Annotated in this window: 13 protein-coding genes; 4 read left to right on the top strand and 9 right to left on the bottom strand. The window is 65.3% G+C overall.

The window, feature by feature from the left end; all coding sequences use genetic code 11:
- Nucleotides 1-25: 25 nt before the first annotated feature.
- Nucleotides 26-2,743, top strand: coding sequence for a TonB-dependent receptor (locus tag ACUJB0_RS03495; RefSeq protein ID WP_444844012.1), 2,718 nt, complete (start codon nucleotides 26-28; stop codon nucleotides 2,741-2,743).
- Between the two features lie 135 nt (nucleotides 2,744-2,878).
- On the top strand, nucleotides 2,879-3,523 hold the full coding sequence (locus ACUJB0_RS03490; protein ID WP_444844011.1) for a GntR family transcriptional regulator: 645 nt from the start codon (nucleotides 2,879-2,881) through the stop codon (nucleotides 3,521-3,523).
- Here ACUJB0_RS03490 and ACUJB0_RS03485 read toward each other — a convergent pair.
- From ACUJB0_RS03485 to ACUJB0_RS03475, 3 genes are all read right to left on the bottom strand, one after another.
- Nucleotides 3,520-4,419 (bottom strand): hypothetical protein, encoded by a 900-nt coding sequence (locus tag ACUJB0_RS03485; RefSeq protein ID WP_444844010.1) that lies wholly within the window; start codon nucleotides 4,417-4,419, stop codon nucleotides 3,520-3,522. The genes ACUJB0_RS03490 and ACUJB0_RS03485 overlap by 4 nt on opposite strands.
- Before the next feature lie 2 nt (nucleotides 4,420-4,421).
- Nucleotides 4,422-7,109 carry a TonB-dependent receptor gene (locus ACUJB0_RS03480; RefSeq protein WP_444844009.1) on the bottom strand — a complete coding sequence of 896 codons (2,688 nt, stop codon included), beginning with the start codon at nucleotides 7,107-7,109 and terminating at the stop codon, nucleotides 4,422-4,424.
- Nucleotides 7,110-7,220: 111 nt separating this feature from the next.
- Nucleotides 7,221-8,141: an AraC family transcriptional regulator gene (locus tag ACUJB0_RS03475; RefSeq protein WP_444844008.1), complete on the bottom strand. Its 921-nt coding sequence runs from the start codon at nucleotides 8,139-8,141 to the stop codon at nucleotides 7,221-7,223.
- Nucleotides 8,142-8,310: 169 nt separating this feature from the next.
- Between ACUJB0_RS03475 and ACUJB0_RS03470 the strand changes: the two genes are divergently transcribed.
- Nucleotides 8,311-10,581: a glycoside hydrolase family 3 C-terminal domain-containing protein gene (locus ACUJB0_RS03470; protein WP_444844007.1), complete on the top strand. Its 2,271-nt coding sequence runs from the start codon at nucleotides 8,311-8,313 to the stop codon at nucleotides 10,579-10,581.
- A gap of 385 nt (nucleotides 10,582-10,966) precedes the next feature.
- Here ACUJB0_RS03470 and ACUJB0_RS03465 read toward each other — a convergent pair whose 3' ends face one another.
- The 3 genes from ACUJB0_RS03465 to ACUJB0_RS03455 form a co-directional block, all read right to left on the bottom strand.
- Nucleotides 10,967-12,640, bottom strand: a complete 1,674-nt coding sequence (locus ACUJB0_RS03465) for a sodium:solute symporter family transporter (protein ID WP_444844006.1) — start codon at nucleotides 12,638-12,640, stop codon at nucleotides 10,967-10,969.
- Nucleotides 12,641-12,811: 171 nt separating this feature from the next.
- Nucleotides 12,812-15,160: a glycoside hydrolase family 31 protein gene (locus tag ACUJB0_RS03460; protein WP_444844005.1), complete on the bottom strand. Its 2,349-nt coding sequence runs from the start codon at nucleotides 15,158-15,160 to the stop codon at nucleotides 12,812-12,814.
- Nucleotides 15,161-15,190: 30 nt separating this feature from the next.
- Nucleotides 15,191-16,087 carry an alpha/beta hydrolase gene (locus ACUJB0_RS03455; protein ID WP_444844004.1) on the bottom strand — a complete coding sequence of 299 codons (897 nt, stop codon included), beginning with the start codon at nucleotides 16,085-16,087 and terminating at the stop codon, nucleotides 15,191-15,193.
- 153 nt (nucleotides 16,088-16,240) lie between these two features.
- Between ACUJB0_RS03455 and ACUJB0_RS03450 the strand changes: the two genes are divergently transcribed.
- Nucleotides 16,241-16,981 carry a hypothetical protein gene (locus ACUJB0_RS03450; protein WP_444844003.1) on the top strand — a complete coding sequence of 247 codons (741 nt, stop codon included), beginning with the start codon at nucleotides 16,241-16,243 and terminating at the stop codon, nucleotides 16,979-16,981.
- A gap of 78 nt (nucleotides 16,982-17,059) precedes the next feature.
- Here ACUJB0_RS03450 and ACUJB0_RS03445 read toward each other — a convergent pair whose 3' ends face one another.
- From ACUJB0_RS03445 to ACUJB0_RS03435, 3 genes are all read right to left on the bottom strand, one after another.
- A complete protein-coding gene (locus ACUJB0_RS03445) occupies nucleotides 17,060-19,756 on the bottom strand; it encodes a TonB-dependent receptor (protein ID WP_444844002.1) in 2,697 nt (898 codons plus the stop codon).
- Between the two features lie 263 nt (nucleotides 19,757-20,019).
- A complete protein-coding gene (locus ACUJB0_RS03440; protein WP_444844001.1) occupies nucleotides 20,020-20,964 on the bottom strand; it encodes a hypothetical protein in 945 nt (314 codons plus the stop codon).
- Between the two features lie 156 nt (nucleotides 20,965-21,120).
- The gene (locus ACUJB0_RS03435; protein ID WP_444844000.1) at nucleotides 21,121-23,505 is read right to left on the bottom strand and encodes a GH92 family glycosyl hydrolase; all 2,385 of its coding nucleotides are present in this window, start codon (nucleotides 23,503-23,505) and stop codon (nucleotides 21,121-21,123) included.
- Nucleotides 23,506-23,536: the final 31 nt, after the last annotated feature.

The raw sequence follows: 23,536 nt of genomic DNA, 5'->3' as shown, positions 1-23,536 counted from the left end.
ACGTTATCACTAGGAGACAGGCATTATGTTGCAGGAAAAAATAGGTGTGCGCTGGGTGAAGTTGGCGCTGGCGTTGTTGTCGGCCCATGCCGCGACAGTGGCGATGGCGCAGGAGCAGGCGGAGCCCAAGATGGAGCGGGTGGAAATCACCGGCAGTAACATCAAGCGGGTGGCGCAGGAGGGCGTCTCGCCGATGACCCTGATCACCAAGGAGGACATCAAGCGTTCCGGCGCGACCTCGGTGCTGGACGTGTTGCGCAACCTGCCGGGCGTGGGCGGCAACGGCAGCGAATTCGGCAACGGCAACGACTTCCGCAATGGCGCCACCACGGCCAGCCTGCGCGGCATGCCGACCCTGATCCTGTTGAACGGCAACCGCCTGCCGGTGTCGGGCTCGGACGATTCCAATGGCTTCACCTCGGTGGACTTGAACATGCTGCCGCTGGCGGCGATCGAGCGCATCGAGGTGCTCAAGGACGGCGCCTCGGCGATCTACGGCACCGACGCGGTGGGCGGCGTGATCAACTTCATCATGCGCCAGAACTACCAGGGTACGGACCTGAGCACCAGCTACGGCGCCACCACGCTGGGCGGCGGCGACGTGCGCAAGCTGTCGGTGGCCGGCGGCTACGGCGACCGCGCCACGCAGAAATTCAACCTGACCTACGCGGCGATGTACGAGGACACCAAGCGCATCAAGGGCACCGACCGCGACTGGGCCAACCACATCGACTTCGGCGCCAGCGGCGGCCTGCAATACGCCAACGTGTACGGCGCGCACGGCACCGACGCCGGCACGCTGTCGATCGGCGGCAACCGCTTCCCCGACCCGGGCTGCCTGCCGGGCTCCAAGCTGCCGTACCCGAGCGGCGCCGAATGGTTCCCTTCGCCGACCCGCAACGGCTGCCTGTCGGCCACGGCGGAATTCACCGACCTGGTCAAGCCCTCGCGCCGCGCCGGCGCCACGGCCGCGCTGAACTGGGATATCGCGCCGGACATGACGCTGTTCGCCAACGCCTTCTTCACCAATTTCGACAAGCGCATCGTCGGGCAGTCGTCCTGGCTGCAGAACCGCGCGCGCAACAACCTGGTGATTCCGGCCTCGAATCCCTTCAACACCTACGGCAAGCCGGTGACGGTGCGGCGCGATTTCCCGGTCTACGAGGGCGGCCTCAAGACCGACGTCGACAACCTCTGGCTGCTGACCGGCCTGAAAGGCGAGGCGGCGGGCTGGGACTGGTCGGTAACGCTGTCGCACGGCGAGGAGCGCGGCCGCACCGACACGCTGGGCGCCTACAAGCTGGAGGAGCTGAATCAGGCGGTCGACGATGGCCGCTTCAATCCCTTCGGCGCCAACAGCAATTCGGACGCCCTGATCCGCGAGCTGTCGGGCGAGATGTATGTGAAAACCCGCAGCAAGACCGATTCCATCAAGCTGCAGGCCGGGACCGAATTCGGCGAGCTGCCGGGCGGGAAGGTCGGCGTCTCGGTCGGCTCCGAGCTGCGCAAGAATTCGCTGTCGTACACGCCGTCGATGGACTGGCAGCAGGGCCTGCTGGGCCAGTACGCGGTGCTGCCGGCGATCTCCGGTTCGGAAAAGCTGTCGGCCGTGTATGCGGAGCTGAGCCTGCCGTTGCTGAAGACGCTGGAGGCCCAGGCCGCCGTGCGCTACGACAAATACGAGCTGGCCGGTTCGACCACCAATCCCAAGTTCGGCCTGAAGTGGAAGCCGACCAAAGAGATCATGCTGCGCGCGAACTACAGCACCGGCATGGTGGCGCCGTCGCTGCCGCAGCGCTTCAGCGAAGGCCGGGATTCGTTCTCGGCGACCAAGGACCCGCACCGCTGCATCGAGGGCAACGTGTATTTCGATACCTATTGCACCCGTTACGTGAAGGCGTCCAACGTCGGCACCAAGGACCTGCAGCCGGAGAAGTCGAACCAGTACAACATCGGCTTCGTGATCGAGCCGCTCAAGGACCTGAACATCGGCCTGACCTACTACGACATCAAGTGGAAGAACAAGATCGACGTGCTGGATAACACGACGGTGCTGGAAAACGAGGACGGCGCCTACAAGTCGCATGTGACGCGCGACGCCGTCACGGCCGACGACATCGCGGCCTACGCGGCGCTGTCGGCGGCCGAGAAGGCGCGGCTGGGACCTCTGCGCGGCGAGCTGTCCAACATCAAGACCGGCTGGGTCAACCGCTTCCAGTCGCACACCTCGGGCATCGACCTGGATGCGTCCTACACCTTCCGCACCGACCGGCTGGGCCGCTTCAAGGTGTTCGGCGACGCCAACTACACGATCCGCTACGACACGGTGCTGCTGGCAGATAATGTCTACATCAACTGCCCGAACAACACCTCGTGCGACGCCGGCGAGTATGGCAATCCGCGCGTGCTGGCGAACGTCGGCGTGAACTGGGACCTGGGATCGTGGAGCGCCACCGGCATCGTCAAGTACGTGGCCGGCACCAAGGTCGATCGTTCGCCGTCGGCGGTGCAGAACCAGTGGTATGACTTCTATGCCAAGGGACGCCGCATTCCGGCCACCGCCACGATGGACGCGTCGGTGAGCTACTCCGGCATCAAGAACGCGGTGATCCGCGTCGGCGCCAACAACGTGTTCAACCGCGATCCGGCCTTCGATCCGGGTTCCCCGCTGGGCTACAACGACAGCTGGGGCGATCCGCGCGGCCGCTATGTGTATGTGAGCCTGGACTACAGCTTCAAGTAAGCTTTCAGCCAAACCGTGCCGCTGATCCGGCCGTCCTCCTCGCGGGGGCGGCCGGATTTTTGCGCTTGCCCCGGACGACTTGCCTTTTGCCGGGATAGTATGCGTTAATTCGTATACTTTATCCGGGGGTATGGCATGAGCCTTGTAGTGCAGACGCTGTCCGAGCAGATTTTCGTGCTGGTGCGTGACCGTATTGTCGCCGGCCGGATTGCGCCGGACGCGCCCATCCGACAGGATGCGCTGGCCGCGGAACTGGGCGTGAGCAAGATCCCGCTGCGGGAGGCGCTGGCGCGGCTTGAACAGGAAAGCCTGCTGGTGTCGCACGCCAATCGCGGCTATTTCGTGCGGCCCTTGAGCGCTGACGAGGCGGAGGAGGTGTACGCGCTGCGCCTGAAGCTGGAGCCCGACGCGGTCGGCGAGGCGTGCAAGCTCGCCACGCCGGAGGACAAGGCGGCTGCCAAGCGCGCGCTGGATGCGCTTGATCAGGCGATGGTCTCGAACAAGGACCAGGTGGGTGGCCGCAATCGCGACTTCCACATGTCGCTGGTGCGGCCGCTGGGCCGCCCGCTGACCATCCAGATCATCGAGCGCCTGAACATCATCTCCGAACGCTACGCCCGCAAACACCTGGAGCCCGCCGGGCGCGAGGACCGCGCGCACAAGGAGCACCTGGCCATGCTGAAGCTTTGGTCGCAGGGGAAGGCCAACGTGGTCGCGGCGATGATGCATGATCATATCGCGTCCACGCTGGAGGACCTGCGGCGGGAGTTCAAGCACTAGGAATAGCAATCGTCCTTGGCTTTCCCCTTGGCGTCCAACGACACGCGCGCGCTGTCCATGCGGGCCGGGTGCATGTAGAACACGTCGGCCGCGATATGGTGGTTGCTTCCATAGACCTCGGCCAGGATGGCGTAAAGCTCGGGGTCGTGGTCCCGCAGGTCCTGGTCATTGACCACGGTCAGCGTGTCCGTGATGTAGGCCTTGTTGGAATTGAACCAGAACTGCGTGCCCTCGGCCCAGTACTCCGCCAGGGTGTTGGCCATGTAGGCGCCTTGCCACAGGCGCTTTTCCTTCGCCCGCGCGTAGGCGGCTTCCAGGCGCGCGATGAGCGCCGGATCGGTGGTGCGCAGCGCGCCCATGATGTTGTGCGAGAACTCGTGCACCAGGATGTTCTCGCCGTAGTAGCGCGTCTTCGGCACGCCCATGATGTTCTCGGCGGCGCCCGTGGTGTACAAGCCCCCCATGCCGCGCGAGCGCGCGTCCCAGTACTGGCGGTCCGTCTGCAGGCCGATGGTCTTCGCATAATCGCGCACCTCGCACTTGGTCAGCCTTGGGTCGTCGATGGCGGGCTTCTTCCAGTCGCGTTGTTCCGGCAGGTCGGTGGTGTTTTCGGTGATCGCCATGACGCCGACGCGGGCGCCCTGGCGCACCAGTTCATCGCGCACGTCGGGGCGGTACTGCAGCATCTCGATCACGATGTCGCGCGCGGCCAGCATCGCCGCTTCCGGAACCTGGCGCGAGCCGATGATGGGGATGCCCTGGGCGTCGGCATATTGGGCGTAGAACGGATCGAAGCCGAGGCGCGACGGCGGCGCCTTGATCGGGTCCACGTGCGCGCAAGCCGCGCAGGCCAGGGCGGCGAGCGCCCCGGATGCTTTGAACAGATAATTTTTCATGGTCAGAATTTGTGAGTCAATCGAATATAGACGGCGCGGCCGATCGGGTCGGCGAAACGCGGATCGTAGCCGGTCTGCGGATTGGCGTTCTGGTTGGAGAACGACGGGTCTTTGTTCAGCAGGTTCTTGACGCCGGCGGTGACGGTGGTGCCCTTGAAGCCGGTGTAGGCGCCGGACAGCGTCCACAGTGAATACGCGGACACGTCGCGCTGGTACTGCGCGGCCACCGCGTTCTGGTCGGTGTAGCCGGACGTGTAGCGTTGCGACAGCGTCGCGCTCCACGCGCCATTCATCCAGCGCAGCGAGAGATTGTGCTTCCAGCGGGTGGCGCCGTTGTACACGCCGATGCTTTCGAACGGCTCCACGTCCGGCGTCAGCTGCCACACATTGCTGGTGACCCAGGTGCCGTTGAACCAGGCGTCGAAGCTGCCGATCGACGTCTGCGGGAAGCGGTACTGCATCGTCACGTCGACGCCGCTGCCCTTGCGCACGCCCAGGTTGGCCAGCGAGGACAGGTTGACGTAGTCGAGCGCCGTGCCGCCGGCGTTGTAGTGGAAGCGGTCGCGGTATTTGTCGGGATCGGCGAACAGCTCAGCCTCGGTCAGCGCGGCGCCTATGCCGTCGGTCACCTTGATGTGCCAGTAGTCGAGCGACGCGGTCAGGTCCTTCACCGGCTCGAACACCACGCCGAACGAATACGAGCGCGATTTCTCGGGATGCAGTTCGGGATTGCCGCCGCTCTTGCCCGGCTGGATGGAATGGCAGGCGGTGAGCGGATTGACGCCGGCTTTGGCCACGCCGCCGGGACATAGCAGCGGATCGTCGTAGGCGCCCACGGTGTAGGTGTCGTACACCGGCGAGTGCATCTCGTACAAGGTCGGCGCGCGGAAGCCGGTGTTGGCCGAGGCGCGGAACATGAGCTGCTTCAGCGGCTGGTAGCGGATGCCGATCTTCGGATTGAAAGAGCTGCCGGCGTCGCTGTACCGGTCCGAACGCGCGGCGAACTGCAGCTCCAGCGTCTTGTGAACCGGGGCGACCAGTTCTGCGTACACCGCCGAGAGCTTGCGCGACGCATCCTGGTCCTTCACGCCGAACAGCGCGGTGGCGCGGTAGATCGCCGCCTGGTCGACCACCGCGTGGTTGACGGTGTAGCTGGAGTTCTCGCTGCGGTGCTCGGCGCCGATGGCAAGCGCCAGGGCGCCGCCGGGCAGCGCCATCAGGTCGCGCGACGCGCGCACGTCGATGCCGGCGTTCCTGGCCTTGGCGGTCAAAGCGTTGCCGGTCAATAGCGCGTCGCGCAGGTAGGCCACGCCTTGCGCGTCCTGCGCGGCGAAGGGATTGAGTGTGCCGGCGGTGATACCGGGCTGGATCAGCGCGTCCTTCACATAACCGCCGGTGAAGTCCTGCGTGACCCGCGTTTGCGCGTAGCTGACGCCTCCCGCCAGGTCCCAGCCGTAGGCCGAGCCTTCGAGGTTGAGCACCACACGGTCGGACAGGCCGAGATTCTTGGACGTCCGCGATCCCGCCTCCAGCGGACGCCAGTTGATGGTCAGGTCTTCGCCGGTGAGGCCGGCGACGGCCGGTGTGCCGCCGGCGCCGCCGGGATACCAGCGGTTATCCGCGCCCATCTTCAAGCCGGTCAGCGGCGGTGGCGCGATGCGGCTGATGTTCTCGCTCTCGGAATGCAGGTAGTCCAGCGTGGCCAGGCCGTCGCCCCCGAAACGCAGCGCGCCCTTGGCGTAGGCGGTGGTCTGCCGGGTGTCGGGGATGTCGTCGACCAGGCGCGCGTAGTCCTGGCGGCAGGTGCCCATGTCGGTGGTGCCGTTGCCCGCTTGCGGCACCGTGTCCGGCGCCAGGCAGCCGCTCGCGTAGCGCGGATTGCCGGTGATGCCCTTGGCGGAGAAGAAGTTGGCCGGGAAGGTGGTGCCGCTGGTCTTGTTGATGCCGTATGCCGGTTGGATGCCGGTCGACGAGTAGGGCCGGTCGATCGAACGCACGCGGCGCTGCTCGTGCTGGTCAACCACGCCGAAAACGTTGTAGCCATCCTTTTGCAGGTCGCCGAAGCCGCCGGTGACGTTGGCACGCTTTTCGCGGCCGCCGGTCTGCTGCGGCACGACCGCTTCGACGGTGGCCGAGACGCCCGTGAACGAGCGCTTGGTGATAAAGTTGATCACGCCGGCCACGGCGTCGGTGCCGTAGATGTGGGAGGCGCCGTCGCGCAGGATCTCCACCCGGTCCAGCGCCGCGAACGGAATGGCGTACAGGTCGACGCTGCTGCCGTCGAACGGATGGTTGGCCAGGCGCCGGCCGTTGAGCAGCACCAGCGTGCGGTCGTCGCCCAGGCCGCGCAGGTTGGCCGATGATTTGCCGCCGCCGTCGAAGCCGATGCTGGTGCTGCCGACGGTGGTCTGCTGGTTAGCCGACACCGAGGACAGCACCTCCTCGATGGTGGTCATGCCCTTGCCGACGAATTCGTCGGCCTTGATCACCGTGACCGGCAGCGCCGCTTCGCCGGCGATGCGCTTGATGGACGAACCGGTGATGGTCACGCGCTGGACCTCGGCCGCCTCCTTGTCCGTGCTGTCCTGTTGCTGGATTTGTCCGCCGGCCAGCGCGGGCAGGGCGGATGTCATGGCCGCGCCGCCGAATGCGAGCAGTATGGTGAGCCGGATGCGTTTCATTTGAAGCATGTCTCTTGTCTCCCTTTTTATTGACGCCTTATGGAATCTGGCACCCTGGATCTTGGGATGTCCAGACGCGGCCTGCGCGTCAAATCCTGCGGAAGTAGCAAAAAAACGCTTTCAAACTGCGATCGCACACAGCTCGGCCGGCACTTCGCGCGCCAGCTGGCGGAAGGCCGCCGGCGCCATGCCGTAGCGGCGCGCGAAGGCGCGCGAGAAATGGCTGGCGTTGGAGAACCCGAGGTCGAGCGCGACGTCGATGATGCGGGCGTCGCTGGCGGCCAGGATCTCCCGCGCGCGCTCGATGCGCAGTTTCATCAGGTACTGGTGCGGCGGGACGCCGACGGACTTGTGGAATTCGCGCGAGAAGTGGGACTCGCTCATCGCGCAGGCGCCGGCCAGGTCGCCCACCGGGATGTCGTCGGCCAGCCGCTCGGTCATATACGCCAGAATTTTCTGCAGGCGCGATCCGGCCAGGCTGCTGGTGGCCGAGGCGGCGGGCAGCTGCGCATGCTGCTGCAGCAGATAGGCCACCAGGGCCGATGTCAGGTGGTCGCGGAACTGCGGCGCCCAGCCGCCGGCCAGCGTGTCGGCGTCGAGCAGCTTGAGGGTCAGGTCCATGACCACGTGGTCCGGCGCGATCCAGTGGCTGGACAGGGTGGACAGGCTTTGGCCGCAGGCGGACGCCATGGCGTGCACCGTCGCCGTCGGGATGAAGATGTTGACGATGTCGCAGCCGCTCAGGCGCCGCCAGCGCCCCACGGCGCCGGGCATGCAGACGCGGAAGCGGTTGGCGCCGATCGGGCCGCTCCAGACGCGGGCGGCGTCGGTCCACACTTCCGATTCCACCGGTTCCAGCTGGAGGGCGATGCGGTAGCTGCCGGGATGCGGCACGATGGCGCGGACGGCGGTGTCGGCGCTGTCGGCGGTCCAGCGCACGATCACCGCGCCCGACTGCGGCAGCGGCCCGATGCAGGCCCGCAGCGGCTCGGTGGCCCCGCTGCGCCGGAAGCTTTCCTTGAGCGTGTCCGTATGGTTCATGATTTGCCATCATCCCGAAATCGTATACTGTATATTACCTTGGGCGTATTCTTTCAACAAGGAGGTGTTGCGGAATATTGTTCCGAAGTTTCGTCATTTTCGTAATTGCCCGGTCTGTGCCCCACAGGCACAATCGCCCGCGAACCTTTAAGAAAGTGATGGAGACCCAATGAAATTGAAGACAAAAATCAGCCTGCTGTCGGCCGCCGTGGCATTGTGCTGCGGCAGCGTCGGTGCGCAAACCGGCGCGGCCGGGGAAGTGGCCGCACCCGCGTCCATGCCGTGGATGAACGCCCAGCTGGGCGCGGAGGAGCGCGCCCGTCTGGCGGTGGCGGCGATGACCATGGACGAGAAGCTCAAGCTGGTCTACGGCTACCTGGGCGCCGACATGGAATCGAAAAAGACCACGCGTCCGGCGGCGTCGTACAAGCAGTCGGCGGGCTTCATCTACGGCGTGCCGCGCCTGGGTATTCCCAACCTGTGGGAAACCGACGCGGGCGTGGGCGTGGCCAGCCAGGGCGGCCCGGATGCGCGCCCCGGCACGGCGCTGCCGTCCGGCCTGAACACGGCCGCCACCTGGGATCTGAACACCGCCTACGCGGGCGGCGCCATGATCGGTTCGGAAGCGCGCAGCTACGGCTTCAACGTGCTGCTGGCTGGCGGCGTCAACCTGATGCGCGAGCCGCGCAATGGCCGCAACTTCGAATACGCCGGCGAGGATCCTCTGTTGGCCGGCAAGATCGTCGGCGCGCAGATCAAGGGCATCCAGTCGAACCGCATCGTGTCCACCCTCAAGCACTACGCGCTGAACGACCAGGAAACCAACCGCACCACGCTCAACGTCAAGATCGACGACCGCTCGGCCCGCATGTCGGACCTGCTGGCGCTGCAGATCGCCAACGAGGAAGGCAATCCCGGCTCGGTGATGTGCTCGTATAACCGCGTCAACGGCGTGTATGCGTGCGAGAACAGCTACCTGCTCAACGAGGTGCTGAAGAAGGACTGGGGCTTCAAGGGCTGGGTGATGTCGGACTGGGGCGCGACGCACAGCACGGTGCCGGCCGCCAACGCCGGGCTGGACCAGCAATCGGGCATGCCTTTCGACCTGGCCGACTATTTCGGTCCGCCGTTGAAGGAAGCCGTGTTGAATGGCTGGGTGCCGCAGTCCCGCCTGGACGACATGGTGCGCCGCATCCTCCACGCGATGTTCGAGCATGGCGTGGTGGATCATCCGGTGGCGTCGAAGCCCGAAACGATCGACTTCAAAGCGCATGCGGCCGTGTCGCGCAAGGATGCCCAGGAGGGCATGGTGCTGCTGAAAAACAGCGCCGGCGCCTTGCCGCTGAGCCGTTCGGTCAAGAAGATTGCGGTGATCGGTGGTTATGCCGACCGTGGCGTGCTGGCTGGCGGCGGTTCGTCGCTGGTGTATCCGGCCGGCGGCAATGCCGCGCCTGAATTGCTGCCCAAGACCTGGCCTGGCCCGGTGATGGTGTATCCGTCGTCGCCGTTGAAGGCCATCAAGGCCCGCCTGCCATCGGCAACGGTGGCCTACGCCGACGGCAGCGACCGCGCCGCCGCCGCCAAGCTGGCGCGCGAGAGCGATGTGGTGCTGGTGTTCGCCACCCAGTGGGCGGGCGAGGGCTTCGACATGCCGAACCTGTCGCTGACCGACAAGCAGGACGAGCTGATCGCCACGGTGGCCGAGGCCAACGCCAACACCGTCGTGGTGCTGGAAACCGGTGGCCCGGTGACCATGCCTTGGCTGCCGAAGGTGTCGGCGGTGTTGGAGGCGTGGTATCCCGGCAGCGACGGCGGCGAAGCGATCGCCGGCGTGCTGGTCGGCGAAGTCAATCCGTCGGGCCGTTTGCCGGCGACCTTCCCGGCGTCGGAATCGCAATTGCCGCGCCCGGCGCTGGACGGCTTCCCTGAAGTGGCGGACCGCCGCTTCGACGTCAACTATAGCGAAGGCGCCGCGGTCGGCTACAAGTGGTTCGACCTGAAGGGCCTGACGCCGCTGTTCCCGTTCGGTCATGGCTTGTCCTACACCGAGTTCGCCTTCTCGGACCTGGCCGCCAGCGTCAAGGGCGGCGTGGTTAGCGCTTCGTTCACGGTGAAGAATACCGGCAAGGTGGCCGGCAAGCAGGTGGCCCAGGTCTACGTGTCGCCGCTGACCGGCCGCTGGGAAGCGCCGAAGCGCCTGGCCGGCTTCCAGAAGGTCGAAGTTCAGCCGGGTGCCGGCGTGCAGGCTTCCGTAACCGTCGATCCGCGCCTGCTGGCGATGTATGACTCGGCATCGAAGACGTGGAAAGTCGCCAAGGGCGATTACAAGCTGACCCTGGCGGCCAGCGCTGCGGACGGCAAGGCAGTGAGCACCGTGATTCACCTGGATGCCGCGGTCTACGACGTGAACGGCAAGCCGTTGCGCAAGGCATCGCGTTAATCGCCGGACGATAAAAAGGGCGCTCGCTGCAAACGCAGCGGGCGCCCTTTTTTATGGTTGTTCAAGGATTTCCGGGTTTGGCGGGGATGGCCGCTGCGGGCGGGGAGGTAGGCATGGGGGGGCTCTCTAAAATCGGGTTTTACTAAGCGCTGCTAACCACTGCTAACCTGTACTACACGGCGCTATCTCGTACTAAAAATGCCCGGCTGAATGCTAATCGCAACTAATTTTTTCGGCCTGTATTCGTTAGCGGCGATTAGCGGACCCGACATGCACATGCCTGAGATGCGGCCAATAAAAAAAGGCTCATCGCGGAATACCGGGATGAACCTTTTTTATTGCTCCCCGCCGCCGGCTTACGCCGGGCGAGGACGTTGAGCCGCGATTACCACCAGAGGCTGTAGATCGTCGTCAGTGCGATGCCGATCACAGCCGAACCCAGCGCGAAGGCGCCATCGACGCGGAACAGCGAGGTGTCGATGTTCATGTGCTTGACGTTGTCGCGCTTGGCGTCGGCCATCTTGCTCATCACGACCATGCCGGCGATGACCACCCAGAACACGATGAACATGCGGTCCAGGAACGGGATCTCGAACACGCCGGTGCCGTTGTCCTTGGAGAAGCCGATCGGCGCCAGGAAGGACAGGTCCATCATCGTCGGCAGGAACTTCAGCAGGATCGAACCGGCCAGGCCACCCAGCGTGGCGAACATGGCCGCGCCGGAGGTGGTTTTCTTCCAGAAGAAGCCCATCAGGAACATGGCCAGGATGCCGGGCGAAACGAAGCCGGTGTATTCCTGGATGTACTGGAAGCCGCCTTTCTTGTCGATGCCCAGCATCGGCGCGATCAGCACGGCCAGCGCCATTGCCACAACCACGCTCACGCGGCCGATCCACACCATGCGTTGCTCGCTGGCGCCCTTGTTGAAGGCTTTCTTGTAGATGTCCAGCGTGAAGATGGTGGCGATACTATTGGCCTTACCAGCCAGCGAAGCGACCACGGCGGCGGTCAGCGCGGCGAACGCGATGCCCTTCAAGCCCGAAGGCAGCAGGCCCAGCAGGATAGGGTAGGCGCGGTCGGGATTGACTTCACCGCCGACCTTCATGGCGTCGCCCAGCGCACCGGACTTGTCCAGTGCGTAAGCGGCGATACCTGGCAGCACCACGATGACCGGCATCAGCAGCTTCAGGAAAGCCGCGAACAGCAGACCCTTGCGGGCGGTCGGCAGGTCGGCGCCCAGTGCGCGTTGGGTGATGTACTGGTTGCAGCCCCAGTAGTTCAGGTTGACGATCCACATGCCGCCCAGCAGGACCGACAGGCCTGGCAGGTCCATGTAGTTCGGGTTGTCGCGCTTGAGGACCATGTCGAAGTGGCCGCGGGCGTGGTTGTACAGTTCGGAGAAGCCCTGCAGCGCGCCGTGCTTGTTGCCCAGCGCGGCGACCATGTCCAGTGCCAGCCAGGTCGTGACCAGGCCGCCGACCACCAGGCAGGTGACCTGCACCACGTCGGTGTAGCCGATGACCTTCATGCCGCCCAGCGTGATGATGGCGGCGAACACGGCCAGGAACAGCATGCAAGGCAGCAGGGCGATGCCGGACAGGCTGCTGATCGCCAGCGCGCCCAGGTACAGGATCGAGGTCAGGTTGACCACCACGTACAGGCCCAGCCAGAACAGCGCCATGGTGGTGGCGACCGCCTTGCCGTAGCGTTGTTCGAGGAATTGCGGCATCGTGTAGATGCGGTTCTTCAAATAGACCGGCATGAAGAACACGGCCACGATGACGAGCGTGGCGGCGGCCATCAGCTCGTAGACCGCGATGGCCATGCCGATGCGGAAGCCGGAGCCGCTCATGCCGATGAACTGCTCGGCCGAGATGTTGGAGGCGATCAGCGAAGCGCCGATGGCCCACCAGGTCAGCGAGCCTTCGGCCAGGAAGTAGTCATGCGAGGCGAGGCCGGAGCCGGCCTGCTTGCGCCGGTAGACCCAGATGCCGTAGCCAGCGACCAGGACAAAATATACAAGAAAGACGGTCACGTCCAAGGTGGAAAAAGTGCTCATGCGGTACTCGCGAAAAAGATTGTCTCCGGATTGACGGCCCAAGCTGCGGCCGTGCCCATTTTATTGATGAATCTGCCAATGGATGATCTTAGGCGATTTCCACCTATAATTTCCAATACCACTTTTGCATGCAGCTATACTGTTTGGGTGGGGGCAGATTCGTTTTTGCGCTTATTTTCCTGCGACTTTGACCAGGCTCGGCGCCTTGCGGGCCACTTCGCCGTCGCCGCTGGCGTTCAGGCGGCCGGTAGCGTCGTTCCAGTGCAGCCGGACCGTCGTTCCCTTGCCTTTTTCATAATCGTAGGACACGCCGTCGTCGTCATACAGCGCGAAGTCGCCATCCTTGCCGGGATAGACCCGGATCTCGGCGACGTGCTGGCGCTCGGCGGTCGACTGGATGTCCGAGCCCAGCGGCACGATGGCGCCGGCCCGCACGAACACCGGGATCTGGTCGATCGGCGCCGCCACCTTGACCCAGCTGCCGCCCGCCAGCTTCTCGTTGGTCCAGAAGTTGTACCAGTCGGCGCCGGCCGGCAGGTAGACATCCTTCTGCGTCTGGCCCTGCTCGGTCACTGGCGCGACCAGGAACGCCGGCCCGAACATGTACTGCGTGCCGATGTCGGCCACCTTCGGATCGTTCGGGAAGTCCATCCACAGCGGCCGCATGAACGGTGCGCCGCTGTCGTAGGTGGCCTTGGCCTGGCTGTAGATGTAGGGCAGCAGCTGGTAGCGCAGGCGGTCGTAGCGCGCCAGGATGGGCTCGGCCTGGGTGCCGAATTCCCACAGTTCCGTGTGCTTGCGGTCGCCGTGCACGCGCAAGGTCGGCAGGAAGGTGCCGTACTGGAACCAGCGCGTGAACAGTTCAGGATAGTCGTGGTTCTGGCCGACCGTGTCGGTGCCGCCGGCCGGGTCCAGCAGCGGCGCCTTGGTGGCCTTGGTCGACTGCGGCAGCCACTGCCAGCCGCCGATGTCGTTGCCCCAGTAGGCGATGCCGGAGGCCGTCATGTTCAGGCCGGTCGGGATCTGGCGCGTCAGCGCTTCCCACGAGGGATTGATGTCGGACGACCAGAACAGCGCGCCGGTGCGCTGCGAGCCCAGGTAGGCGGCGCGCGACAGGACCAGCGCGCGCTTGTTCGGCTTCCACGCGCGCATATTGTCGGCAAAGCCTTCGACGTGCATCAGCGGGTAGACGTTGTGGTAGCGGTCGCCGGAGCCGATCGAATAGAAGTAGCCGTCCGGTACCAGGTCGGGTTCGGTCTCGTCCAGCCATGGGTAATCGAAGCCGTGCGACAGCACGTTGTCGCGCGCGTGTTCCCAGAACCATTTGCGCGCCGCCGGGTTGGTCGAGTCGATCAGCGCGCCGGTGCGGTCCGAGCGGGACGGCAGGCCGTCGACGGTCTTGCCGTCCTTGTCCTTGAGGAAGTAGCCCTTCGCGTCGAGCTCGTTGAAGTAGCGGCCCGACGACTCAAAGCGCGGCCAGAACGAAATGATGGACTGCATGCCGAGGCCGTGCAGCTCCTTGTTCATGGCGTCCGGGTCGGGGAACTGCGCCGGATCGATGTCCAGCTGGCCCATGCGGGTCCAGTAGAACCAGTCCACCACCATGATGTCGAGCGGGTATTTCTTCTGGCGGTAGGTGTTGGCCACGCGCAGCACTTCCTGCTGGCTCTCGTAGCGCGCCTTGGACTGGATCAGGCCGAACGCGGCCTTCGGCGGGATCGGCGTCTTGCCGGTCACGCGCGCATAGCCGGAATACAGTTCCTCCGGCGTGTTGCCGGTGATGACGAAGAAGCTGACGCGCTCGCCCACGCTGGACTGGAACGCGGTGCGGCCGTTGATGCCGGCGATGAAGCGCGTCGGCGACGGATTGTCCCAGACGATGCCGTAACCCTTGGACGACACCATGAACGGCACGCACACGGTCTCGCCGGCCGGCGCGTCGTACCAGTGCTTGCAGTCGACGACGCGGCCGCGCAGGTCCAGCGGCCCCATCGATTCCTGGTTCTGGCCCATGCCGTAGTAATGCTCGTCGGCCGGCGCGCTGAACGTGGCGCTGGCCTGGTAGGTCTTCTCGGTGTTGACGGTTTGCGGCGCCATGTCCCAGCCGGTCATGTCGAGCACCACTTCGCCCTTGGCGTTTTTGACCTGCAGCGCGACCGGCGCCAGCGTCGAGGCGAAATACTTCTCGCTCATGGACGGCACATGCGGCGCGGGCGCCGGCGCCACGTGCAGGGTCAGCGCGGACGAGCTGAAGGTGTCGCCGTCCTTGCCGCCGGTGTGGCGGAAGCCGGTGTTGTCGGCGCCGCCGGCCAGGATGCCGTAGCCGCCGGGTTTCAGCGCCTCGGCCTTGTCGGCGGCCAGCGTGACGCGGACCACGTTCGGACCGTAGGCCTCGACCGAGACCCAGGCGCCGTTGCGGTCCAGCGTGGCGATCGGCGCGGCCTGGGCCGACGCGGCGGCGCCGAGCGCGATCAGGGAAATCGAGGCGGCCAGGGTCTTGCGCCGGTGATGCATAGTCATGTTGTCTCCTGAATTGTTGTACATGGATGGTTATGGAATCAGTTTGCGGTCGCGCAGCCACTCTTCGGCGCGGCGCGGCCAGTTGGACGCCGTGCCCTGGCCTGCGCGCATGCCCATGCCGTGGCCGCCGTGCTCGAACAGCATCATCTCGGCCGGCACGTGGGCGCGGGTCAGGGCCTGGAAGTACAGGATGCTGTTATCGACCGGCACCGCGCCGTCGTCCTGGGAATGCATCAGCAGCGTCGGCGGGGTCTGCGCGTTGACCTGCTGCTCGAGCGACATCTGCCGCACCAGCTCGGCGGACGGCGACGTGCCGAGCAGGGCGCGGCGCGAGCCGGCGTGCGTGACTCCCGCTTCCATCGAGATGACCGGATACATCAGCATCGCGAAGTCCGGGCGCGCGCTGACGGCGTCGAGCGCGTCGCCGCCGCGGCCGGCCGGCAGGTTGTACAGGGTGGAGGCGCTGGCGGCCAGGTGTCCGCCGGCCGAGCTGCCCATGACGCCGATGCGGTCCGGCGCCACGCCGTATTGCGCGGCCTGCGAGCGCACCAGGCGGATCGCGCGCAGCACGTCCTGCAATGGCGCGGGGTGGCCGTAGCCGGACAGGCGCGACTTGAGCACGAAGGCGGTGATGCCCAGGTTGGACAGCCACTGCGCGTACTGGTGGCCCTCGCGGGTGAAGGACAGGATCTCATAGCCGCCACCGGGGCAGATGATGACGGCGGTGTGCGCCGGCCGGTCGTAGGACGCCGGATACACGGTCAGCGTGGGGACGCTGACGTTGCTGATCCGCTCGTCGTCCAGCCGCTCCGGGCCCAGCTGCGGATGCGGGCCGGGGAAGCCGTTCGGCCAGAGGGTGACGACATTGCCCTGAGCGCCGGCGCCGACCGAGGCCACGAGCAGCAAAGCCAGTATCCATGAACGCATGATGTGATCTCCTTTGTTATACTTTTGATCCCGGTATTTTGGGCGCTTCATCATTGCAGAGCCGCCGTGCAACCGCAATTATGAAAATCACCGACCATGAGTATGATTTCACCGCCGGGACGTGCGCCGGTCATCCATTTTCAGGACCAATAAATGAAACAGTACGGCACACCCGCCATTCTCCTGGGCCTGGCAAGCTCGATGCTGCTGCCCGCTTGCACGCCCGAGACCCCGCAGGTCGCCGCCGAGGATATCCGCATCGCGAAGCTGGAGCCGCTGGCCGTCAGCGGCCCTGAGCGGAATATCGGGAAGGTCCGGGTGGTCAAGTCCAACGAGCCGGACTATGTGCCGGAGCCGGTGGCGCAGGCCCTGCTGGCGCAGCTCAAGCAATGGCCGAAGACGGGAGCGGAGCTTGGCAATGCGCTCAATGCTTGCTCGGCACAGCTGGTGTCGACGCAGCTCGGCGACAAGTCCGCATGCCAGGAGGCGAATGGGTTGGACGACGGGGCCGCTTGCTTCAAGCAGCACGGCTATGGCCGGAAGACGGTGGGGCAGGCGCTGATGGCCGATCACCGCGACCTGAACGGCGACGGCGTGAAGGACTACATCATCTCGGACCGCTATTATTGCCAGGCCCTGTCGGCCAATCAGGGAGCGGTGTATTTTGTCATGCTGTCGCAGCCGAAAGGCGGCTACAAGCTGGCCTTTGCGGACTGGGCTTCGCCGAACCTGTATGCGGTGGACGCCAAGGTCGATGGCAAGGCGGTGCTGGTCGAGCGCATCGCCAAGCTGGACGGCGAGACCACGCGCATCCTGAACCTGGTCGACACGAAGTACGTGCGCAAGAGCTGCTTGTTCGAGGACGAGCACGGCTACAGCGCATGTCAGTTGTAGCCGGCATGCGCGCGCCGCGGTGACGCCGGACCGGCGCCGCGGGTTGCGCGGCGCGGTCCGGCGGAACTGCTTGTTACATCAGAACGTGTAACGGGCGTTCACGTAGATATAACGGCCAACGGCATCGTCCAGGGCCTGCACGCGGTCGTTGAAGTTAGGCGTGTTGGCGTAGATCAGGGCCTTGTCGAACACGTTGTTGATGCCGACGTTCACGGTCAGCTTGGGGCTGGCCTTCACGCTGTAGTTCATATCCCAGGCGGTGTACGAAGGAATGCGTGCGTTGGTGACGGCCGGATCCTGGGCGTGCGTCGGATCGTCGATGTTGAGCGTGCCGGCATGGGTGCGTGCCGTCAACGTCAGCAGGTGGATGCCGTACTCGTACGAGGTGCTGAACGTGTTGGCCCAGCGCGGATGATAGATGCTGTCCAGGCGGCTGACCGGCGCGTCGTTCGGCGTGATGCTCTGGTCGAACTTCTGCGTGCGGTTGAGCGCCTCGTCGAAGCGCAGCTTGCCGTACGCGCCCAGCGACAGGTCGTATTTCAGGCTCAGGTCGAAGCCGGAGATCTTGGTCTTGCCGACGTTGTTGTAGGGCGTGGTGATGCTCTTGATGCGGCCCTTGTTCAAGCCCGGATGGGTCGCTTCCAGCGCCGGATTGCGCGGATCGCGGCCGACCAGTGCGGCGTAGCCTGGAATGCTGTCTTCGTGGTCCAGCACGTATTGCGGATCCAGCGGCTGAATCGTGTCGCGCTGATCGATGCCATACCAATCCAGGGACACCATCAGTTCCTTCGTCGGCTGCAGCACGATGCCGGCCGAATAGTTCTTGGCCTTTTCCGCTTTCAGATCCGGATTGCCCTTCAGGTACTGGCGCGGGCTGTAGGCGCACTGCGCGCCCACGTAGCCCAGCGGACCGCAGCGGGCCCAGTCCGCCACGCTGGCGTAGCCGGTGGTGGTGGCGCCGATTTCCGGCAGGGTTGGGGCCTTGAACGAGGTGGTGGCCGAACCGCGCACCAGGATCTTGTCGGACGGACGCCAGGCCAGCGCCAGCTTGGGGTTGTAGCTGTTGCCGAAGTCGCTGTAATGGTCGGCGCGCGCGGCCACTTGCGCGTCCAGGTTGGCCATCAGCGGCACCGCCAGCTCGCCGTACACCGAGTACAGGTTGCGCGATGCCACGCTGCCGGTGGTGCCGTAGTCGACGATGTTGTCGGCCAGGGTTTGCCCGTCGGGGACGTCGTTGATCGACTCGTGGCTGGCCTGCGCGCCCCACGCGAAGCCGACCGGACGGTCCTGCAGCTTGAACAATTCCGGCGTGCTCATCTTCCAGTCCGCCGTGCCCAGGCGGGAGGTGGCGGTGTGGTGGATGGTGTGCATCATCGACTGCACCAGGTCGAGCGGATTGACCGGCTTGAACGGATCATAGCCGCCCGTGCCCATGATGCCCTTGCCCAGCAAATCGGTCGACACGTCCTTCAGCACGCCATTGGTGGTGTCGTCCACCAGCTTGCTCTGGTTCAGGTTGACGGCGAACTCGCTGTCCCAGCCGCGCACCTTGCCGCGCCAGCCGGCCACCACGCGCGCGGTGGTGTTGGTGATGGTCTGCATTTGATGGCCCACCTCGGTAATATCGTGGAACACCTGCAGGCGGTCGCCGGGCGTGAAGCCGTTGGTGTCGGTGGTCGGGCCGGGCAGGCCCAGCACGCCGGGGTTGGTGGTGCCGTCGGTCGGCGCCAGGAATTGGGTGCTGAAGCGCGGATAGCCTTGCTGATAGCTCGACTTGTTGCGGTTCAAAGCCAGCTCGGCAAACAACTCGTCGCCGCCGCCCAGGCGTTTGGTGATGATGGTCGAGACGCCGATGCGCGAGATGGCGGGCGTCAGGATTTCTTCCGGATTGGTGAAGCAGACCTGGTCGCCCGTGCTGGCGATGCCGACCGTGCCCAGGCAGCCCGGAATGGCATAGCCTGGCTCGCCGTTGTCGTAGTCGCGCACATAGCCCTGGAACGCCGTGGTCGGCCGTTTGTCGGTGCCGCCGTATTTGGTGTAGTCGTGCGAAGCCAGCGCCGAATGCTTGCTGGCGCGCAGCGAGTTGCGCTTGAGCGCATCCAGCGACATCAGCACGTTGTAGCCGTCCTGGTCGATGTCGCCCCAGCCCTTGGTGGCGCTGATGTTGCCGGTCGAGCCGTCGCCCTGCTCATTGGCGCCCAGCTTGCCCGCCACTTCCAGGCCCTGGTAGTTGTTGCGGGTCTTGAAGTTGATCACGCCGGCCACCGCGTCCGAGCCGTAGATGGCGGACGCGCCGTCGCGCAGGATCTCGACCGATTCCAGTGCCGCCAGCGGCAGGCTGTTCAGGTCGACGAAGCTGTTTTCCGCGCCATCGGCGAAGCCGTAGTTGGCCAGGCGGCGGCCGTTGAGCAGGATCAGCGTGTATTTGGGGTCGAGGCCGCGCAGTCCGACGGAGGCGGCGCCGCCGGCGAAGGAACTTTTATTGTTGCCGTCCAGTTGAACGCCGATCGACGGCAACTTGCTGAGCAGTTCCACCACGGTGGTGGCGCCGCTGCGGTCGATCTGGGCGCGGGTGACGACGCCCACCGGGGTCGCGCCTTCGCCGGCGATGCGGGCGATGTTGGAGCCGGTGATGAAGACCTTGGTCGGCTCAGCGCCGGTATTGCCGCTGGTGGCGATTTGTGCCTGGGCGGTGCCTGCCAGCAAGGTGGCGCCCGCCAGCGCGCCAAGCGCCAGACGGACAGAGAGAACTGCTTGTTTTTCTTTTAATTTCACTTGTATGCTCCTAAGACGTTAGACGGTCGTGGTTGACGGCTACGCCCTTGCGGCTGGATGACAGCTGCAGGGGGAACATTAGTCTCACATAAGGAAGAGGCGTTTGCCAAAAGAAAAACAGTGTTATTTAGATAAATCGTTTACTAAATTCGCTTTTTTACCACACACCAGGTGGCCAGGCCCGTTAGCCTAGACTTCTGACTTGCTATAAACGCAGGGGGAGAGCAGGCCAACAAGAATGCCTCGGGGTCTTGCGGGCCCGGTCAGGCCAGGTGGTAGCGCTGTGACGGCCCGCCGGGATTTGGCGGCGGAACGGCCGGCGCGGGGAAGGGGAACGGCCCCGATGTCGTGTTATCGCCATGTACGACCCACCACTGGGAAATCATCGCATGCGGGATGGCGAGGAAGATCACTTCGCGGCCCGGTACCTGTTCCTGGACCCGCATGCAACTCGTGGCCCCCGGCAGATTGCCCAATTCATAGACGAAGCCGCGCGCATCGCCGCGCCCCAGCGTTGCCACCCAGGCGTCCATCGTATCATCGAGATGGTAGCCCAATCCCTTTGCCCCGCCCACCGCGTTGATCGCCAAATGCCGGTCGGTGGTCAGGCCCGGAGTATCGCCGCCGGTGCTGCCGTCGAAGAAGGGAATGTACTCCCAGCGGTTGAGCAAATGCTGCGGCATCAGTCCGCCCTGGGCCAGGATGGTCACCGGGCTGCGCATATCGCCGCGCACCAGCGTGGTGTTGAGGCTGGTAACCGTCTGGTGCGCGTAGCCGCTGTTCAGGAAATCGTAGGGATTGCCGCCCGGCGCGTGCGCCGCTGTCGGCGCGATGATGGACGTGACGGCGCCCGCGGCGTTGTTGGTCCCGAGCAGAGCCAGGGCATCCTGCACATAGCGGTCGCTGACGTACGCCCACGCCACCTGCCAATACAGTTCCGTGATGGCCTTCTCGCGCCAGCCGGTGACGCGCATGCAGAGTATCTTGCGGTCGGCCAGCCATTGCGCGCAGGCGTTCAGCAGGGTCGTCGTGGTCGCATCGTTGGTCCCCATCCCCGCGCCGCCCTGGCGGCGCCAGTTCAGCTTCAACGTCGCGCAGGCGGTGTCGATGGGTGCCAGGCCATCGGCCCGGCGGTTGGCGCCGAAATTGGGAGAGTTGGTTTCCCAATTCTGCAAGGCCCCCAGCATGCCGCCCTTGGACGCATCCACCCGCGCGGTGCGGGACTTTGAACGGGCAAGGTCGACGGCGGGATCGAGCGTGGCGGCGGGGATCATGGCGCTCCTTTTTTATGTATTGGCTTTTATGACAATAATAAAAAAGACAACGGACCGCAATCGTTTTTTCGAGGCCGGCGCCACGTGTGATCAGTTTGCGTCAGGCGGCACGCTGGCGGGGCTGCTGCCCCAGTGTGCGGCGGCCGGATCGGTGGACAATTGCATGCGCAGCTGTCCGCCACGTTGCAACTGCTCCCAGTCCAGCCAGACCTTGTCGTGCGGCTTGGCGTTCCAGCTCAGCTGCGTGACGAAAGAGGACGATGCGGCCGGCCCATCCTTCTCGATGAGGAGTTGCTTGCCGTTGCCCAGGTCGACCTGGGCCCTGGCGAACTTCGGCTCATGCAGCAGGAAGCGGCCGCTGCCCGGCGTCGATGGATAGATGCCCAGCGCGCTGAACACATACCACGCCGACATCGTGCCCAGGTCGTCGTTGCCGGTCACGCCGTTCGGCGCGTTGCTGAACAGCGTTTCGGCCGCGCGCAGCACGGCGCTGGTCTTCCACGGCTGGCCAACCAGCGTGTACATCCATGGCGCGTGCAGGTCGGGCTCGTTGTTCGGGTTGTAGCGGAACTGGTTGTAGTAGTTGTACGCGCCCATCACCCATTCCTTGCGCACCGCCTGGAACGGATCGGCGCGCAGCGCGTCGTAGGCGAAGAAGGCGTCCAGCCGGCGCGCGGTCTGCTCGCGTCCGCCCATAGCCTTGACCATGCCGCCCACATCCTGCTGCACCAGCCACTGGTATTGCCAGGCCGTGCCCTCGTGGAAGCCGTGCTCGGCGCGCGGCGTATAGCTGCCGTCAAGCTCGGTGTACCACTGGCCGTCGGCGGTCTTCGCGCGCGGGAAGCCCTGGAAGCCCAACTGCTTGTCCTGCGCCGTGTTGTCCCACACGTTGCGCCAGTTGCCGGCGCGCTGGCGCAGCAGCGCCGCGTCGGCCTTCTTGCCCAGCGCCTCGGCCATGAAGGCCAGCGCGCCGTCGGCCTGCGCGTATTCCATCGTGGCCGAGCCGCCGTGGTGCGGATCGACATCCATGCCCTTGGCGCGGAACGACAGGTCGTACTGCACGTAGCCCTTGCTCAGATAACTCGGGTTGCCGGCGCGGCCCTCGCTGCGGCTGCCGAACGGCGGCACGCCGAAAGCGTTCTCGCGCAGCGCCGCGTAGGCTTGCTGCTCGCGGCCCTTGAGCGCGCCGTAGCGCCACAGGTCGACCAGGAACGGCGTGACCGGGTCGCCCGTCATCACGTTCGATTCGAAATTGGCGTAGCCCCAGCGCGGCAGCCAGCCGCCTTGCTCACGGATCTTCAGCACCGAATCGGCGATGTCGCGCGCGCGCTCGGGACGCAGCAGCGCGATCAGCTGGTTCTGCGCGCGGTAGGTGTCCCACAACGAGAAGAATTCGTAGTAGGTGGCATTGCCGGCCGAGTGGATGCGGTCGTCGTAGCCACGATAGCGGCCGTCAACGTCGTTGCCGGTCAGCGGCTGCAGCAGCGCATGGTACAGCGCGGTGTAGAACACGGTGCGCTGGTTCTGGTCGGCGCCCTCGATGTTGACCGACTTGAGTTCCTTCTGCCACGCCTGCTGCGCCTGCTCGCGCATGCTGTCGAAGCTGCGCGGCGCGCCTTGCGCGTAGGCGTCGGCGAGCAGGTTGCGGCGGGCGCCGTCGGCGTCCACGTGCGAGATGGCGCTGATGGCCGTCACCGCCTGCTTGTCCTTGACGTCGAAGGTGAACCAGGCGCCGTGCGGGCGGCTGTCGCCTTGCAGGCTGGGCTGGCGCGAGCCGGGCGTGCCGCCGGTCTCGTTCCAGATGCCATGCGCGGTGAAGGGATGGTCGAACTCCATGCGGAACCAGGTGGCGTACTGCGCGCCGCCGCAGAAGCTGCGCGTGACGATCTTGCCTTCGACGCTGTGATCGTCCACCACGCGCAGGCTGCTGCCGACCACGGAATGGCGCTCGTTGGCCTGGCCCAGGTTGACCAGGACGTGGCCTTGCGCGGTGCCGGGCGCGAAGGTGTAGCGCTCGGCGGCGGCGCGGGTGAGGGCGGTGGTTTCGGCGGTGATGCCGCCGTAGCTGGTCAGCTTGACCTTGAAGTAGCCGGCGTCGCCCACCTCGCCGTCGTGCGTGTACTCGGATGCGTAGCGTTTGTGATCGAAGCTGTCGGCCTTGCTGGTGTCGAAGGTGCCGCCCTTGCCGATGCTGCCGGTGACAGGCAGCACCGACAGCTGGCCGCCCTGTTCCCAGCAGCCCGCGCCGGACAGGAAGAAGTGGCCGAAGCCGCGGATCTTGGGATCGGTGTAGTGCCAGCCGGCGTAGTGCTCGCCGATCGGGCTCACCTGCAGCATGCCGAACGGCGCCGACGCGCCGGGGAAGGTGTTGCCGTCGTCCTGCGTGCCGATGAAGGTGTTGACCGGCGCTGGCGCTGCCTGGGTGCCCAGGCAAAACGCCGCGCCGGCGAGGATGCCGTAAATCTTGTTCTTCATGTGTGTCTCCAAAAATTATTGTTATGTGTGT

It is taken from the genome of Duganella caerulea (genome assembly GCF_040362985.1).
GTDB lineage: Bacteria > Pseudomonadota > Gammaproteobacteria > Burkholderiales > Burkholderiaceae_D > Rugamonas > Rugamonas vulcania.
Note: the sequence above shows the minus strand (reverse complement) of the source record. Positions and strands in the feature narration are given on the sequence as shown.

What these genes read in the sequence shown, in the direction of transcription:
- ACUJB0_RS03465 (WP_444844006.1), bottom strand. Translation starts at nt 12,640, where the DNA reads ATGAGCACTTTTTCCACCTTGGACGTGACCGTCTTTCTTGTATATTTT.
- ACUJB0_RS03485 (WP_444844010.1), bottom strand. Translation starts at nt 4,419, where the DNA reads ATGAAAAATTATCTGTTCAAAGCATCCGGGGCGCTCGCCGCCCTGGCC.
- ACUJB0_RS03490 (WP_444844011.1), top strand. Translation starts at nt 2,879, where the DNA reads ATGAGCCTTGTAGTGCAGACGCTGTCCGAGCAGATTTTCGTGCTGGTG.
- ACUJB0_RS03495 (WP_444844012.1), top strand. Translation starts at nt 26, where the DNA reads ATGTTGCAGGAAAAAATAGGTGTGCGCTGGGTGAAGTTGGCGCTGGCG.
- ACUJB0_RS03455 (WP_444844004.1), bottom strand. Translation starts at nt 16,087, where the DNA reads ATGCGTTCATGGATACTGGCTTTGCTGCTCGTGGCCTCGGTCGGCGCC.
- ACUJB0_RS03480 (WP_444844009.1), bottom strand. Translation starts at nt 7,109, where the DNA reads ATGCTTCAAATGAAACGCATCCGGCTCACCATACTGCTCGCATTCGGC.
- ACUJB0_RS03435 (WP_444844000.1), bottom strand. Translation starts at nt 23,505, where the DNA reads ATGAAGAACAAGATTTACGGCATCCTCGCCGGCGCGGCGTTTTGCCTG.
- ACUJB0_RS03470 (WP_444844007.1), top strand. Translation starts at nt 8,311, where the DNA reads ATGAAATTGAAGACAAAAATCAGCCTGCTGTCGGCCGCCGTGGCATTG.
- ACUJB0_RS03460 (WP_444844005.1), bottom strand. Translation starts at nt 15,160, where the DNA reads ATGACTATGCATCACCGGCGCAAGACCCTGGCCGCCTCGATTTCCCTG.
- ACUJB0_RS03450 (WP_444844003.1), top strand. Translation starts at nt 16,241, where the DNA reads ATGAAACAGTACGGCACACCCGCCATTCTCCTGGGCCTGGCAAGCTCG.
- ACUJB0_RS03475 (WP_444844008.1), bottom strand. Translation starts at nt 8,141, where the DNA reads ATGAACCATACGGACACGCTCAAGGAAAGCTTCCGGCGCAGCGGGGCC.